The 15020-nt window shown below is 71.0% G+C and carries 13 protein-coding genes and 2 pseudogenes; 12 read left to right on the forward strand and 3 right to left on the reverse strand.

From position 1 onward, the window contains the following. Window positions 1-4 precede the first annotated feature (4 nt). The 3 genes from IG99_RS23305 to IG99_RS23315 form a co-directional block, all read right to left on the reverse strand. Window positions 5-1534: a polyamine aminopropyltransferase gene (locus tag IG99_RS23305; RefSeq protein ID WP_037676831.1), complete on the reverse strand. Its 1530-nt coding sequence runs from the start codon at window positions 1532-1534 to the stop codon at window positions 5-7. A gap of 36 nt (window positions 1535-1570) precedes the next feature. Continuing rightward, window positions 1571-2191 (reverse strand): DUF2617 family protein, encoded by a 621-nt coding sequence (locus tag IG99_RS23310; RefSeq protein WP_037676832.1) that lies wholly within the window; start codon window positions 2189-2191, stop codon window positions 1571-1573. A 355-nt stretch (window positions 2192-2546) separates the two neighbouring features. Further along, entirely contained in the window at window positions 2547-2879 is a 333-nt protein-coding gene (locus IG99_RS23315; RefSeq protein ID WP_037676833.1) for a hypothetical protein, read from the reverse strand. Between the two features lie 333 nt (window positions 2880-3212). Here IG99_RS23315 and IG99_RS23320 point away from each other — a divergent pair, with 333 nt between their 5' ends. The 12 genes and pseudogenes from IG99_RS23320 to IG99_RS23375 all read left to right on the forward strand — a co-directional run bounded on the left by IG99_RS23320 (window position 3213) and on the right by IG99_RS23375 (window position 15019). After that, window positions 3213-3671 (forward strand): PLL family lectin, encoded by a 459-nt coding sequence (locus IG99_RS23320; protein WP_158973229.1) that lies wholly within the window; start codon window positions 3213-3215, stop codon window positions 3669-3671. 142 nt (window positions 3672-3813) lie between these two features. Next, window positions 3814-5007: a pyridoxal phosphate-dependent aminotransferase gene (locus IG99_RS23325; RefSeq protein ID WP_037676835.1), complete on the forward strand. Its 1194-nt coding sequence runs from the start codon at window positions 3814-3816 to the stop codon at window positions 5005-5007. Between the two features lie 89 nt (window positions 5008-5096). Then, complete coding sequence (locus IG99_RS23330) at window positions 5097-5354, forward strand: type II toxin-antitoxin system Phd/YefM family antitoxin (RefSeq protein WP_037676836.1); 258 nt, start codon at window positions 5097-5099, stop codon at window positions 5352-5354. A gap of 10 nt (window positions 5355-5364) precedes the next feature. Next, a complete protein-coding gene (locus IG99_RS23335; RefSeq protein WP_037676837.1) occupies window positions 5365-5655 on the forward strand; it encodes a Txe/YoeB family addiction module toxin in 291 nt (96 codons plus the stop codon). A gap of 15 nt (window positions 5656-5670) precedes the next feature. Continuing rightward, window positions 5671-5927: pseudogene (locus IG99_RS23340) on the forward strand (aminotransferase); the annotation flags it as partial. Between the two features lie 139 nt (window positions 5928-6066). After that, complete coding sequence (locus tag IG99_RS23345; RefSeq protein WP_394298043.1) at window positions 6067-6576, forward strand: hypothetical protein; 510 nt, start codon at window positions 6067-6069, stop codon at window positions 6574-6576. After that, window positions 6573-7232, forward strand: a complete 660-nt coding sequence (locus IG99_RS23350) for a hypothetical protein (protein ID WP_037676839.1) — start codon at window positions 6573-6575, stop codon at window positions 7230-7232. The genes IG99_RS23345 and IG99_RS23350 overlap by 4 nt, the downstream gene beginning before the upstream one ends. After that, complete coding sequence (locus tag IG99_RS23355; protein WP_037676840.1) at window positions 7232-11980, forward strand: putative T7SS-secreted protein; 4749 nt, start codon at window positions 7232-7234, stop codon at window positions 11978-11980. Before IG99_RS23350 ends, IG99_RS23355 begins: the two co-directional genes overlap by 1 nt. 41 nt (window positions 11981-12021) lie before the next feature. Continuing rightward, complete coding sequence (locus IG99_RS23360; RefSeq protein WP_037676842.1) at window positions 12022-12465, forward strand: PH domain-containing protein; 444 nt, start codon at window positions 12022-12024, stop codon at window positions 12463-12465. Between the two features lie 15 nt (window positions 12466-12480). Continuing rightward, a pseudogene (locus tag IG99_RS23365) lies at window positions 12481-12887 on the forward strand (aminotransferase class I/II-fold pyridoxal phosphate-dependent enzyme); the annotation flags it as partial. Window positions 12888-12963: 76 nt separating this feature from the next. Next, window positions 12964-13731, forward strand: coding sequence for an SRPBCC family protein (locus tag IG99_RS23370; protein ID WP_037676844.1), 768 nt, complete (start codon window positions 12964-12966; stop codon window positions 13729-13731). 499 nt (window positions 13732-14230) lie between these two features. Then, window positions 14231-15019 (forward strand): aldose epimerase family protein, encoded by a 789-nt coding sequence (locus IG99_RS23375; RefSeq protein WP_037676845.1) that lies wholly within the window; start codon window positions 14231-14233, stop codon window positions 15017-15019. Window position 15020 lies beyond the last annotated feature (1 nt).

The following is a 15020-nucleotide window of genomic DNA, read 5'->3' on the forward strand; positions in this document are numbered from 1 at the left end:
TTCCTCAGTACCGCGGATGCACCAGCGTCGACGCCCCCAGGCCCGGAGGCCGGGACTCGGTCACCTCTCTCACGTCCCCCGCGAGGGTCGGGCGTGTGTCGGGGGACGCCAGGACGAAGCCCGCGTCGTCGCCCGGGGTGGCGTAGGGGGCGGTGTGCAGGCCCGCCGCGCGCATCGTCTTCTCGACCGTCCAGAAGACGCGGGGGTGGGTGGCGAGGGAGCCGGCGTGGACGGTGAGGCGCCCGTCGGGGGCCAGGGCGCGGCGGGCGAGGCCGTAGAACTCCTGGGAGTAGAGCTTGGTGCCGGCCGTCATGGTGGGGTCGGGCAGGTCGGCGACGACCACGTCGTAGGACGCCGTGGGCACCTCGCGCAGATGGCTGAAGGCGTCCCCGGTGGTGACGTGGACGCGGGGATCGTCGTAGGCGTGGTCGTTGAGGACGGACAGGGCCGGGTCGGTGCGGGCCAGCCGGACCACCGCCGGGTCCAGTTCGACGACGTCGACCCGGCGGACCCCGGGACGGCGCAGGATCTCGCGGACGGCGAGGCCGTCCCCGCCGCCGAGGACGAGGACGTGGGCGTGGGGGCCGTCCATCGTGGGGCGGACGAGTGCCTCGTGGTAGCGGCGCTCGTCCCGGCCGTCGACCCGCAGCCGGCCGTCGAGGTAGAGGTCGAGGGGGCGGCCGTGGGTGCCGCCGGTGACGACGAGTTCCTGGACGTCGCTGTGCACGGCCACGCGCACGTCGTCGCCGTACACCGCGTGCCGGGCGGCCCGCTCGAAGTCGTCGACGAGGACGGCGGCCGTGGCGAGGGCGGCGAGCACGGCGATGTTGGTGATCAGCAGGAGACGGCGGGCGCGGCGGGTCAGGTCGCGGCGGAACAGGACCAGGACGAGGGCGCCGCCCGCGACGACATTGACGGTTCCGGTGAGCAGCGAGCTCGTCAACTGGCCCAGGAAGGGGAGTAGAAGGAAGGGGAAGGCCAGGCCGCCGACCAGCGCGCCGACGTAGTCCGCCGCGAACAGGTCGGCCACCGCGCCGCCCGCGTCCTGGCGGCGGATGCGCTGGATCAGCTCCATCAGCAGCGGCACCTCGGCGCCGATGAGCAGGCCGATGGCGAGGGAGAAGGAGACGAGCAGGCAGCGCGGACCGTCCAGCCACAGGCCGCCCCAGTCGCCCGTCCATGCGAACACCGCGTACAGCGCGGGCCCGCTGGAGCCGCCGACGAGCGCGAGCGTCGCCTCGATCGAGCCGAACGCGGCCGCGGCGAGCCGGCGCAGCCGCTTCGCGGCGAGGGAGCCGATGCCCATCGCGAAGACCATGACGGACAGCACGATGGACGTCTGGGTGACCGAGTCGCCCATCAAGTACGAGGCCAGCGCGACCAGTTCGAGTTCGTACACCAGTCCGCAGGCCGCGCAGACGAACACCCCCGCGAGGACCAGGAACCGTCCGGTGTCGGGCCGGACGGGGAGCCGCGCGGGGCCGCGCCAGGACGACTGGGTACTCGGCGGGGCCGGCGCGTGCGGTTCGATCACGACTGCGACGTTACGTCACGGGTGCGGCACGCTTCGTCACCCACATGAGTGGAACTCGGCGCTGAGGGGGGCACCCTGCGTTTGTGCGGGCGTCTTCGGGGCAGCCGCAGACGCCCGTCGGGGCGCGCCGGACGGGCTCACCCGCGGTGCCGGTGCCCGCATCCCCACCCGTGTCCGGGTCGCCACCAATTGCCCGTCCTGCGGGTAGGCGTGCCAGGTGCGCCAGTGCACATGCCCGTCGTGGCGCTGGGCGAGCAGCGCGGTGAAGGCGTGCGGGCTGCCGGGGAAGACGCCGGCGAGACCGTGCGGATGATCGGCGACCAGGGCCAGCAACTCCTGGGCCCGGCCCGCGAAGGAGCCCGGCGAGAGGACCTCGACGCGCGCCGCGAACTCGTACTCCCAGTCGCCCACCCGCTTGGAGACGCCCAGCGGGAGCGGGGTGCTGCTGCCCGCGATGCACGCCACCGTCTCCGAACAACTGCCCCTCTCCTCCTCGAGGAGCACCTGGTGGGACGCGCCGAGCAGCCTCAACTGAAGCTTGGTGTCGTCCATGTCGAGGTCGAGGGTGGCCAGGGCGGGCAGCGGCTCGCGCCCCAGGGCCCAGGCGAGGTCGGCCGCGCGCGTGTCGGTGTAGGACGTGTTCAGAGTCGTGAGCATGCATCGGCTCCACAAGCGCACAAAGATCAGGATGAGGAGGGGGTGTGGGTCCCGCGCACCCCGGTCGACTCGGGAGATCGGCCCCGCTCAGCCCGGTCGGAAGGGCGTCCCGCTGTCCCGCTGGACGACCGAGGGCTGCGTTGGTGAGGGAGAGCGAATCATGAACGGTGACGCCAATACAGCGCTTTTACCCAACTCAGGGGGGTTTCCACCCCTCAGAGGGCTCCCCAGCTCACCTGTTCAATCAAGGCGTACGCCGGGGCGCACCCGGCGAACGCGAACGCGGGGCCCGTGGTCGTGACGGGCCCCGCGATGCGGATGCGTTTCCCCCTTGCCGGAGCTCGGCTGCCCCGTGTCAGCTGCCTCCGCCGCATCCGCCGCCCCCGCCACCGCACGACGACCCGCCGCCTCCGCAGGAGGAGGAGCCGCCGCCACAGGACGAGGAGCCCCCGCCGCAGGAGTGGTGGCCGCCCGAGGACGAGCCGCACGACGCGGCGACGCCTCCCCCGGCGACCCACCAGCTGCTGCTGCTGTCGCTGCTGCCGCTGGAGCTGCTTCCACGGCTCCCGCTGCTGTAGGACCGCCTGGAGCCGCGGTACCGCGTGGCCTGCCGGCCCCTGCGCACGGTGGCCATCACCACCGCCACGACGAGGAGCATGAACACCGCAAGGATGATGCCGAGAACCATGGCGCCACCCTCCTTCCGTTTCCCCCGAAGCGGCCCCCCGTGGGCGCCTCGCGCGTTGCGTGAACGGGGGATGCCCGGCGCGCATCGCGGCCAAAGCAGAGTTGAGCAAGTTCTGAGGCTCCATCAGCGGTGCACCGAGCCGGACCCGGGCCGACCTTGACCGTCGCCCGTTCAACAACGGGCCGCAGACGTAGCACGGTCCGGCCGGTTCCGGTACCCGCGCCCACCGCCCGGTGCCCGACTTGCGGATCCGCGCGGCCGCGCGAACGCTGGAACGTAGGGAGGGACTTGGGGGTGTGAATGCTCGTCTGAACATGAGAAGGAGACGGAACCATGTCTGTTCGAAGCGTGACGTCGGCACGTCTCACGGACGGCCGTCCGCAGCTGTTCGCCGGAAGCGCCCAGGGGATGTACACCACCTGGAAGGTGACCGAGCACCCGGACGCCGCCTGGACCGGCTGGCAGCAGTTCTACTTCGACCACGGCCGCGCGGTGTCGCTCGCCGCGGCCCCGCTCACGGACGAACGGCCCCAGATCTTCGCCGTGTCCGACGGCGGCGAGCTGTGGTCCACCTGGAAGCTGAACACCGACCCGAGCGCCGCCTGGGCCGACTGGACAAAGTTCAACGGTCTTCCGGGATCGGCCCGCAGCGTGGGTGTGGCAACCCTGACCGACGGCCGCCCGCAGATCGTGGTCGGCACCGACAGCGGTGCGGTGTCCTCGTGGAAGGTGAGCACCGACCCCGACGACGCCTGGTCCGACTGGACCTCCTTCGGCGGTCCGCCCGCCTGATCCGGGGACAGGTGATCGACCGGCTGCGGCCAGGACCGCGGCGAGGCGCTCGGCCGGGGGGTTTCCGGCCGGGCGTTGTCCGTCGGCCGGCGCCGGACACGCCCCCCGGACCGGTTGAGGAACTCCGGGTCTTCGGCGCAGGATGACCGGCATGACCTCCAGCGCACGCCCGATCCTCAATCGCCGGCTCGCCGAGTTCGGGACGACGATCTTCGCCGAGATGTCCGCCCTCGCCGTGTCGACCGGGGCGATCAACCTCGGCCAGGGTTTCCCCGACACCGACGGCCCCGAGGAGATCCGCGAGGCCGCCGTGCGCGCCCTGCGCGACGGCCGGGGCAACCAGTACCCGCCGGGCCCCGGCGTCCCCGAGCTGCGCACCGCGGTCGTCGAGCACCAGCGCCGCCGCTACGACCTGTCCTACGACCCCGACACGGAGGTGCTCGTCACGGCCGGCGCCACGGAGGCCATCGCGGCGTCGCTGCTGGCGCTCCTCGAGCCCGGTGACGAGGTCGTCGCCCTTGAGCCGTACTACGACTCGTACGCGGCCTGCATCGCGATGGCGGGCGGGAAGCGGGTGCCGGTGACGCTGCGGCCGTACGGGAGCAGCTTCCGGCTGGACCTGGACGAGCTGCGCGACGCGGTCACCGACCGCACCCGGTTGTTGCTGATCAACACCCCGCACAATCCGACCGGCACGGTCCTCAGCCGCGAGGAGCTGACGGCGATCGCCGAGCTGGCCGTCGAGCGGGACCTGCTCGTGGTGACCGACGAGGTGTACGAGCACCTGGTGTTCGACGGGGCCGAGCACGTCCCGCTCGCGTCGCTGCCGGGCATGCGCGACCGCACGGTGACCATCGGCTCGGCCGGCAAGACGTTCTCGTACACCGGCTGGAAGGTCGGGTGGGTCACGGCGGCGCCGGAGCTGGTGATGGCGGTGCGGTCGGCGAAGCAGTACCTGACGTACGTGTCCGCGGGGCCGTTCCAGTACGCCGTCGCCGAGGCGCTCGCGCTGCCCGACACCTACTTCTCCGCGTTCCGCGAGGACATGCGGGCGAAGCGGGACCTGCTGGCCGCGGGCCTGGCGGAGGCCGGCTTCGGGGTCTTCCGTCCCGCGGGCACGTACTTCATCACCACCGACATCCGCCCCCTCGGCCACGGCGACGGCTTCGCCTTCTGCCGGGCCCTGCCGGAGCGTGCGGGCGTGGTGGCCATCCCCAACGCGGTCTTCTACGACCACCGGGAGGCGGGCGCGCCCTTCGTCCGCTTCGCCTTCTGTAAACGCACCGAGGTGTTGGCGGACGCGGCGGAACGGCTCCGCAAGGCATTCGCGCACTGACCGCTGTCCTGCGGCGCCTGTCCCGGCCATTCCGGCCCTTGCCGCACCACAGGGAGCCCAATTTCCTGTACGTGAAGGGAGGGTCGACCGTGAAGACCATGACCTATTCCGAGTCCCGCGCGCGGTACGCCGAGGTACTCAACTCCGTCACCGACGACCGCGAAGAGGTCGTCATCACCCGGGCCGGACATGAGCCGGTCGTCATCGTCTCCCTCGAGGACTACGAGTCCCTGAAGGAGACGGCGTACCTGCTGCGCAGTCCGGCCAACGCCCGGCGCCTGCTCGCGTCCATCGACGAGCTGGAAAACGGCGGCGGCACCGTGCGCGAGCTGGCGACCGACGAATAAAGGCCGCGAGTTGAAGATCACCTTCTCTTCCCGTGCCTGGGAGGACTACGTGTGGTGGCAGCTTCAGGACCGGAGGATCCTTAAGCGCACCAACACGCTCATCGCGGACATCACCCGGAACGGCAACGAGGGCATCGGCAAACCGGAACCGCTCAAGCACGGATTCCAGGGCTACTGGTCGCGCCGCATCAGCGACGAGCACCGGCTGATCTACAAGGCCACCGAGGACGGCGTCCTGATCGCACAGTGCCGCTACCACTACGAAAGCCCACAGAACTCGGGCTGCCCAGCGGCCGAATGAGTGCGCGAACAGGGAGTCGGCTGGGTCACGGCGGCGCCGGAACTGGTGACAGCCGTGCGGTCGGCGAAGCAGTACCTGACGTACGTCGCCTCGGCGGGGCTGGCCGCGGCGGGCTTCGCGGTCCACCGCCCGGCGGGCACGTACTTCGTCACCACGGACATCCGCTCCCTGGGCCAGACCGACGGCTTCGCCTTCTGCCGCGCGTTGCCCCAGCGCGCTGGGTGGTGGCCATCCCGAACGCCGTGTTCCACGACCACCGGGACGCGGGTGCTGTGACAAGGGTGTGACTGGTGCCGGTTGTACCCGGTGCGTGCAGTTGTGATGATGGGCTGCATGTCTGGACACGGGGGCGGAGCAGACCAGTCACCGCGCAACGACGTTCCCAGGTCGCGGCTGGCGGACTATGCGGAGATGACGATGCCTTCGCATGAGCAGACGGCGTCTTCGCAATCTTCGCAGGTGCACCCTGCACCGGCCGAGCCGCTCGAGCCGGAACCGGCCTCGTCGGCGTCGTCGTCGGCGTCCGAGGATCCCGGAGTCCGGGCGCGCAGGCGCGAGTTCGCCGCGCTGCTGGGGGAGTTCCGCCGTACCCCGGTGCTGGTGCCGCTGGGCGGCGGTCCCGGTCCGGACGCCGAACGCGGCCTGCTGACTGCGGACTTCAACGGTATCCGCTTCATCCTTGCCTTCTCCGACGAGCAGGCGCTGGCGCGTTACGCCGTGGCATGCGGCGAGGCGGGACGTGAGTGGGCGTACCAGACGATCCTCGGCGCACGCCTGCTGGATGTGGCCGTGCCCGCGGCCGGGGTGCCGTGCGGGGTGGCGCTGGACTGCGCGGACGGGGAGAACGGAATGGTCTTCCCGCCGTTGGGCGGGATCGTGCCGGATGAGGTTGCCGTGGACCGTGAGGAGGGCGTGGCATGACGGACGGGGGCGGCAAGGATCTGCAGGCCGCTGGGCTCGGTCTGATCGCCCAGGGCCTGACCGAGGCACTGGGCGAGCTGAAGGAGCTGGGCATGGTCGGCGAGGCCGGGGCCGGGCGCGGCTTCGGGGACATCGCGCTGTCCGGGCTCGAACTCGGCCACGAGGGGCTGACGGCGGAGTACAAGGGGTTCTGCGAGCGCTGGGAGTGGGGCGTGCGGTCGCTGATCAACGCGGGCAACGCGTTCGCCGTCAAGACCGGCCTGTCGGCGGGCACGTACTACGAGACCGAGCAGTACGTGGAGGGCAGCTTCAAGGTCGTCGCCAACGCGGCCGTCGGCAATCCGTACGCCTCCGAGGAGGACGTCGAGAAGATGGGCTGGGGCGACATCGCCACGTCGGGTGCGTACGGCGGTGTCGACTACAGCAAGGAGTCCTTCGACCAGGCCATGGCCACCAGTGCGCAGGGCTGGAAGGACGCCGGCCGGGACGTGATGACCTCGCACACCGTGGGCCCCGTGGGTCTCAATCCCGAGAACCTGCACAGCGCGTTCGGGGTCTCCGATGCCGAGTACGACAAGATGCTGGATGACACCTTCGGCCCCTCGCCCGAAGAGCGCGCGAAAGCCGCCGAACAGCAGCAGGCCGGTGAGGGCTGATGGGCATCTTCGGCGACATCGGCGACGGCCTCAACAAGGGTCTGAGCTACGGCGAACACCTCATCGACGAGGGCAAGAAGAAGCTCGGTGAGGGCGTCGACTACGCCACGAACAAGGTGGGCGAGGGCCTGGACCACGTCGGTCTGCACGACTGGGCCGACGCTGTGGAGGACTGGGGCGACGAGGCCGCCTCCGACCTGGGCGCCACCCCGGGCGAGCAGCAGCTCGGCCAGACCGAGGAAGCCAACGAACTCATCCACGGCAACCCGGACAAGATCCGCGAGAGCGCCAAGCACCTGAAGGACTTCCACGGCGCTTTCGACAAGGTCGGCCAGGGCATGCGGAAGGTCGGCTCATCCGGCTGGAAGGGCGAGGGCGGCGACGCCTTCCGCGAGAAGTTCGGCGTCCACCCCACCAAGTGGGCGCAGGCCGCCGACGCGTGCGACACGGCGGCCGGCGCCCTGGAGTCGTACGCCGACACCGTCAAGTGGGCCCAGGCCCAGGCCAAGGAGGCCGTCGAGCTCTACAAGAAGGGCCGAGGGGCGTCCCAGGACGCGGTCGAGGCGTACAACAGGAAGGTCGACGCCTACAACGCCAAGATCAAGGCAGGCGAGGACCCGGGGCCCAAGCCGGAGCCGTTCCAGGACCCCGGCAAGGCGGACATCAAGGCCGCCGTCGACAAGCTCACCGAGGCCCGCAAGCAGCGCAACACCGCTGCGTCCGACGCGCAGGCCAAGGTCAGGGCGGCCGTCGCGCACGCCCCCGCCGAACCCCCGCCGCTCGACCGCCTCGGCAACGACCTCGTCGACGGCTACCAGGCCGTCAACACCGAACTCACCCACGTCGTCGGCGGCGCCCTCAAGGGCACCGCGGGCCTGCTCAACTTCGCCCGCGGCCTCAACCCCACCGATCCCTACAACCTCACCCACCCGGCCGCCTACCTGCAGAACGTCAGCATGACGCTCTCCGGCCTGGTCTCCACCGCCTCCCACCCCGAACGCGTCGTCCAGGCCGCCGTCGACGGCTTCAAGAAGGACCCCTCCGAGTTTGTCGGCCGCCTCATCCCCGAGCTGATCGGCACGAAGGGGGCGGGGCTGGCGCGGGGCGGGCTGCGGCTCGCATTGAAGGAGGGCGCGGAGGGAGCGGCGTCGCAAGGGTTGCGGAAGACGGCGCGGAACGCGGTGGAGGAAGGGGCGGACGATGTCGGGCGGCGGCAGGGCGAGAAGGTCTGCGCGAAGGACCCCGTCGACGTCGCGACCGGTCGGATGATTCTGCCGCAGACCGATGTGTCTCTTCCTGCCCGGCTACCGCTGGTCGTCAAGCGCCAGTTCGAGTCGTCCTACCGCCTGGGCGGCTGGTTCGGCCCGACGTGGTCCTCGACGTTCGACGAGCGCCTGGAGATCGACGAGGAGGGCGTCGTCTTCGTCGGCGAGGACGGCCTGACGCTGGCGTATCCGCATCCGGCGCCCGGCGTGCCGACGCTGCCCAGCCACGGCCCACGCTGGTCCCTCGACCGGGTGGACGACGGCTACACGCTCACCGACCCGGAGTCGGGGCGAGTACGACACTTCGCCGAGCGGTCCGCCGACGTGGCGGTGCTGGAGCAGATCGACGACCGCAACGGCGGCTGGATCTGCCTGGAGTACGACCCCGAGGGCGCGCCACGGTCGATCACCCACAGCGGCGGCTACCGTCTGCGCGTCTCGACGGCGGGGGGCCGGATCACCGCCCTGTATCTGGCGGGCGCGGCAGCGGACGGAAGCGACCAGGAACTGCTTCGCTACGGCTATACAGACGGCCACCTCACCGAGGTCACCAACTCCTCCGGCCACCCCACCCGCTTCGGCTACGACGACCTGGGCCGCATCACCTCCTGGACCGACACCAACGAAAGCCACTTCACCTACGCCTACGACGACGAGGACCGCTGCACCCACCAGTCGGGCGCCTCGGGCCATCTGCGCTCGACCTTCGCCTACGGGCCTGTTGACCCGCACACCGGCGAGCACGCGACGACCGTCACGGACTCGCGGGGACACACGACCCACTACCTGATCAACAGCTGCTGCCAGGTGGTCGCCGAAACGGATGCCCTCGGCGCGGTCACCCGCTACCAGCGAGACCGCCGGGGCCGTCTGCTGTCCCAGACGGATCCGATGGGGCATACGACGTCGTTCCGCTACGACGAGGCGGGCAACGTGCTGGCCGTGATCCGCCCGGATGGGCGGGAAACACGCGCGGAATACAACGAGCTCGGGCTGCCGGTGAAGCTGGTCAACGTGGACGGCACGGTCATCCGCCAGAGCTTCGACGACTGCGGCAACCGGACCTCGGTGACGGACCCGGTCGGCCGGACCACCCGCTTCACGTACGACGACGCCGGCCATCCCCTCTCCGTGACCGACCCGCTCGGCCACACCACCACCTTCGTCTGCAACAGGGCCGGGATGCCGCTGGCGGTCACCGACCCGCTCGGCGCGGTGACCCTCTATGAACGCGACGCCTTCGGCCGTCCCGTGGCGATCACAGATCCGACCGGTGCCACGGTTCGCCTGGAGTGGACGGTGGAGGGCCGGCTGTCCCGCCGCACGGCACCGGACGGCGCCCGCGAGTCGTGGACATACGACGGCGAGGGCAACTGCACCAGCCACACCAACCCCATGGGGGCTGTCTCCCGCTTCGAGTACACACACTTCGATCGGCTCGCCGCCCGCACCGGCCCGGACGGAGTGCGCCACGAGTTCACCCACGACACCGAGTTGCGCCTGATCAAGGTCACCAACCCGACGGGTCTCAGCTGGAGTTACGAGTACGACGCGGCTGGGCGGATGGTCGCCGAGACCGACTTCGACGGCCGCACCGTGACCTACGCTCATGACGCGGCTGGGCGACTGGCTTCCCGCACCGACGCTCTGGGCCAGACGGTCACGTTCAAGCGCAACGAGCTGGGCCAGGTGCTCCGCAAGGACGCGGACGGCCGGGTCACCGTCTACGGCTACGACTTCACGGACCAGCTGGCACAGGCGACCGGGCCGGACGGCACCACGCTGACGGTACTGCGGGACCGGTTCGGACGGATGCTGGAGGAGGCGGTCGACGGCCGCCGGACGAGGTACGCGTACGACGAGTACGGGCGTCGTTCGGGCCGCACCACTCCGTCCGGTGCGACGACGACCTGGTCGTACGACACCGTCGGGCGCCGTACCGGCCTGGTCGCCTGCGGCCGGACCGTCGACTTCGCCTACGACGAGCTGGGCAGGGAACTGACCCGCCGGATCGGCGAAACACTCACCCTGGAACACGCGTTCGACACCGGGGGCCGCCTGACCAGCCATGCACTGACCGGCGCGGACGGCAGGACAGTGCAGCAGCGGACGTACTCCTACCGCGCCGACGGACATCTGACCGGCGTCGACGACCAACTGTCCGGCTCCCGCCGCTTCGACCTGGACACGGTGGGTCGGGTGACAGCGGTGCAGGCGGCTGGCTGGAGCGAGACGTACGCCTACGACGAGGCGGGCAACCAGACCCAGGCGGCCTGGCCGGCGAGCCACCCCGGCCAGGAGGCGGTAGGTGCCCGCACCTACACGGGCACCCGCCTGACCAGTGCAGGCCGTGTCCGCTACGAACACGACGCCTTGGGCCGTATCACCCTGCGCCAGAAGACCCGGCTTTCCCGCAAACCAGACACTTGGCGATACGAGTGGGACGCCGAGGACCGCCTCATCCAGGTGACCACGCCGGACGGCACACGCTGGCGCTACACCTACGACCCGCTGGGCCGCCGCGCGGCGAAACTCCGCTTGGCCGAGGACGGTGAATCGATCGTCGAGCGGGTCGACTTCACCTGGGACGGCACGATCCTCTGCGAACAGACCACCATGTCCGCCGCCCTCCCGAATCCGGTCACCCTGACCTGGGACCACCAGGGCATGCATCCGGTCAGCCAGACGGAACGCATCACCGCGGCCGACACGCCCCAAGAGGAGATCGACTCCCGCTTCTTCGCCATCGTCACCGACCTCGTTGGCACGCCCAGTGAACTCGTCGGTGAGGGAGGCGAGATCGCCTGGCGATCCCGCAGCACGCTCTGGGGTGCCACCGCATGGGCGTCGGACAGTTCGACGTACACACCGCTTCGGTTCCCCGGCCAGTACTACGACCCCGAAACCGGCCTTCACTACAACTACTTCCGGCACTACGACCCGGAGACCGCCCGCTATCTCACCTCCGATCCGCTCGGACTGACGCCCGCGCCCAATCCGGGCACGTACGTCCACAACCCGCACACGTGGTCCGACCCGTACGGCCTCACCCCCTGCCCGCAGGGTGAAAAGAGCAATCCCTTCAAGACCCGTGAGGACGCGGAGCGAGCGGCCTTCGATCTCGCTGGTGTCCCCTACGGGGAGACGCCGATCGCCGAATGGGTCGTCACCGGGGAGAAGAACATGAAACACGTGTCCGGTCATGTCTACTCGTCGGATCCCGCACACTGGGGTAATTTCCGGCAGTTCGAGACGGAGAGCGGCTCACGTGTGGTGGTCGAGCACACCCACGACCCGGCGGGACCGCACTTCCACGCCGGCAAGCCGAAGGTCGACGACACCCGGGAACTCGTCAACTTCGGCTGGGACAATGCACGTGTGCAGCGGGGCGACGGCACCTGGGGCTACCCGGAGGACATGGAGAGGTATGCCAAGATCAACAAGCCGGGTGGCGACCATCATCTGTTCTACGACGGCAACTGAGGCGGCGGAGCACAGCCGAGCGGACAAGCGGAGGGTCAGAAGTGACGACGGAGCCGGAGAAGCCTGCATGGCGAGACGCCCTGGAGCGCTGCGGTCTTCAGGTGCTGGAGATGGCGGCTCAGAGCGGTCCGCCCGTGCTGTCCGCCATCCACGCCGTCAGCGGATTCGAGGTCAGGCCCGCCGCCACCGTCCCCATCTCGTCCCCGGATGCCACCGGAGATCTGGACGCGAAGTGGCATCTCCATGCCTCAAGCGTCTCGCTCTACGACGACCACGGCGAGTTCCTCATCCTGCCACCCGTCTCGGGAGGCAGTGAGATCGGCTGGGTGAAGGTCAGAGACACCGTGGGCAGGAACCTGCCCTCACGCATTGCGGAGGTGACGGGTTCCCCCGAGTTCCTCGCAGTCTCGACCGACGGCCGCCACCTGTGCGCCGCCTCGGAGGAGGAAGACGACTACTGGGTGGTACTGCACGAATTCCAATGAGTGCACGAACGAGGGGTCGGGTGGGTCACGGCGGCGCCGGAGCTCGTGACGGCGGTGCGGTCGGCGAAGCAGTACCTGACGTACGTGTCCGCGGGGCCGTTCCAGTACGCCGTCGCCGAGGCGCTCGCGCTGCCCGAGACCTACTTCTCCGCGTTCCGCGAGGACATGCGGGCGAAGCGGGACCTGCTGGCCGCGGGCCTGGCGGAGGCCGGCTTCGGGGTCTTCCGTCCCGCCGGTACGTACTTCATCACCACCGACATCCGCCCCCTCGGCCACGGCGACGGCTTCGCCTTCTGCCGGGCCCTGCCGGAGCGTGCGGGCGTGGTGGCCATCCGGGCGCGCCCTTCGTCCGCTTCGCGTTCTGCAAGCAGACGGGGGTGCCGGAGGAGGCGGTAGGGCGGCTGAAGGCGCTGGCGGGGTGAGCTCGGGGGTGCGGGGCGGACGAGTTGTGGGCGAGGGGAGGGTATTCATGCCGCCCCGTGGGTAGGCTCCGCTGGCATGAAGCATGAGGTGTTCGTTCCGGTTTCGGCCGAGCGGCTGCGGGTGGCGCTCGCCGACCCCGCGCAGGTGGCCCGGGCGGTACCCGGTCTACAGCAGGACGCGGGCAGCGAGCCCGTCGCCGGGCGGCTGAAGCTTCGTGTCGGCGGCCACGCCATCACCTACCGCGGCGCGGTGCGGGTGACCGACCGGGAGGACGGTTCGTACGTCGTCGAGGGCGAGGCGACGGAGGTCCGCGGCCACGGCACGGTGAAGTTCACGCTCACCCTGACCCTGACGGAGACCGACGGCGCCTCCACCCTCACGTTCACGGCCTCCGCCTCCTCGACCGGCCGCATCACGGAACAGCCGCGGGAAGCGGTGACGTCGGCGCTGACCCGCCTCCTGGACCGCTTCGCTGAGAACCTGGGAGCGGCGGAGGCGCAGGCCGGGGAGGGGGAGGACGCGGAAGACGCCGTGCCCGCCGCCGGGGAGCCCGAGGTTGCGCCGGACGCGGACGACACCCCGCTTCGGCAGGACTCCGAGGACTCCGAGGACTCCGAGGACGCCGATGGGCCGCCGGCCGAGGCGGCGCACGCGCGGCGGACGATGATCGGGCGCAGCGCGGAGGAGGTGGACCACGCCCCACCACGCGGCCGGTACGCCCCGGTCCCCGCCCCCCAGACCATCGTCCCCAACCCGGCCCTGCGCTGGGCGGTCCCCGCAGCCGCCCTCGCCGTCGCCTCAGCGATCGCCCTGACCCGGGCCCTACGCAAAAAACGCGGCTGAGCCTCCGGCCGGTTTCGCGCTGAGCCTCCGGCCGGTTTCGCGCTGAGCACCGTCGGGTTCAGGACCGCGCTCACGCGCCCCGCCTGGTTCGTCGGGCACGGCTTCTTCGGTCGCCGCCTGGCAGCCGTGGGAGTCGCCCGGCCCCCGACCACCGCCGGGTTCGGCGGTCGCCGTCCCTCCGACGGCCGTCGGCCCCCCTTCGCGCCGCGGGTCCCGCGCGCCGGCCCCCCGTCGCGCCGCCGGTCCCGCGCGCCGGCCCCCGTCGCGCCGCCGGTCCCGTCCGCCGGTCCCGTCGCGCCGCGGGTCCCGCGCGCCGGTCCCGTCGCGCCGCGGGTCCCGTCCGCCGGTCCCGTCGCGCTGCCGGTCCCGCGCGCCGGCCCCGTCGCGCCGCCGGTCCCGTCCGTCGGCCCCCTCCGGACACCGTCGGCCCCTCGAGGCGTCGCCCGCCCCCGCTGTTGTCGGACCCCCGCCGTCGTGCGGGGACAGTAGGGTCGCTGTCGTGAGTGTTGATGACATTGTGCTGACCGCGGGTGACGCGGAGGTGACCGTGTCGCCGGGGAACGGCGGGCGGGTCGGTGGAGTGCGGGTCGGTGGGGTCGAACTGCTGCGGCAGGGGGAGCGGTTCGGGTGCTTCCCGATGGTTCCGTGGTGCGGGCGGATCAGGGAGGGGCGGTTCCGGGACGGGGCCGCCGTGCACCAGATGCCGCTCAACTCACCCCCACACGCCATCCACGGCACCGTTCGCGACGGCGCGTGGACCGTGGCCCGCGCCACCGCCGACGAGGCGGTCCTCACGTACGACCTGGTCGAGCCCTGGCCCTACCCCGGCCGTGTCACGCAGGTGGTCGCGCTGAGCGGCGACGCGCTGACGCTCACCATGTCCGTGGAGACGTACGACTCCTCCTTCCCGGCGCAGATCGGCTGGCACCCGTGGTTCCGGCGGAATCTGGGTGGGGAGGACGTGCGCGTCGACTTCGGTCCCGCCTGGCAGGAGGAGCGCGGGGACGATCACCTGCCCACCGGGCACCGCGTCGACCCGAAGCCGGGACCGTGGGACGACTGCTTCGGGATGCCCGGCGGCGTCGACGTCACCCTCACCTGGCCGGGGCAGCTGGAGCTGAAGGTGACCAGCCCCGAGGAGTGGGTCGTGGTGTACGACGAGCAGGAGGCCGCGGTGTGCGTGGAACCGCAGACCGGTCCGCCCAACGGGCTGAACACCCTGCCGCGCCTGGTCACCCCGCTGGAGCCGCTGGAGGCCACCACGACCTGGCGGTGGAGCCGCCTCTAAG

Source organism: Streptomyces griseus subsp. griseus, assembly GCF_000720255.1.
Lineage (GTDB): Bacteria > Actinomycetota > Actinomycetes > Streptomycetales > Streptomycetaceae > Streptomyces > Streptomyces griseus_I.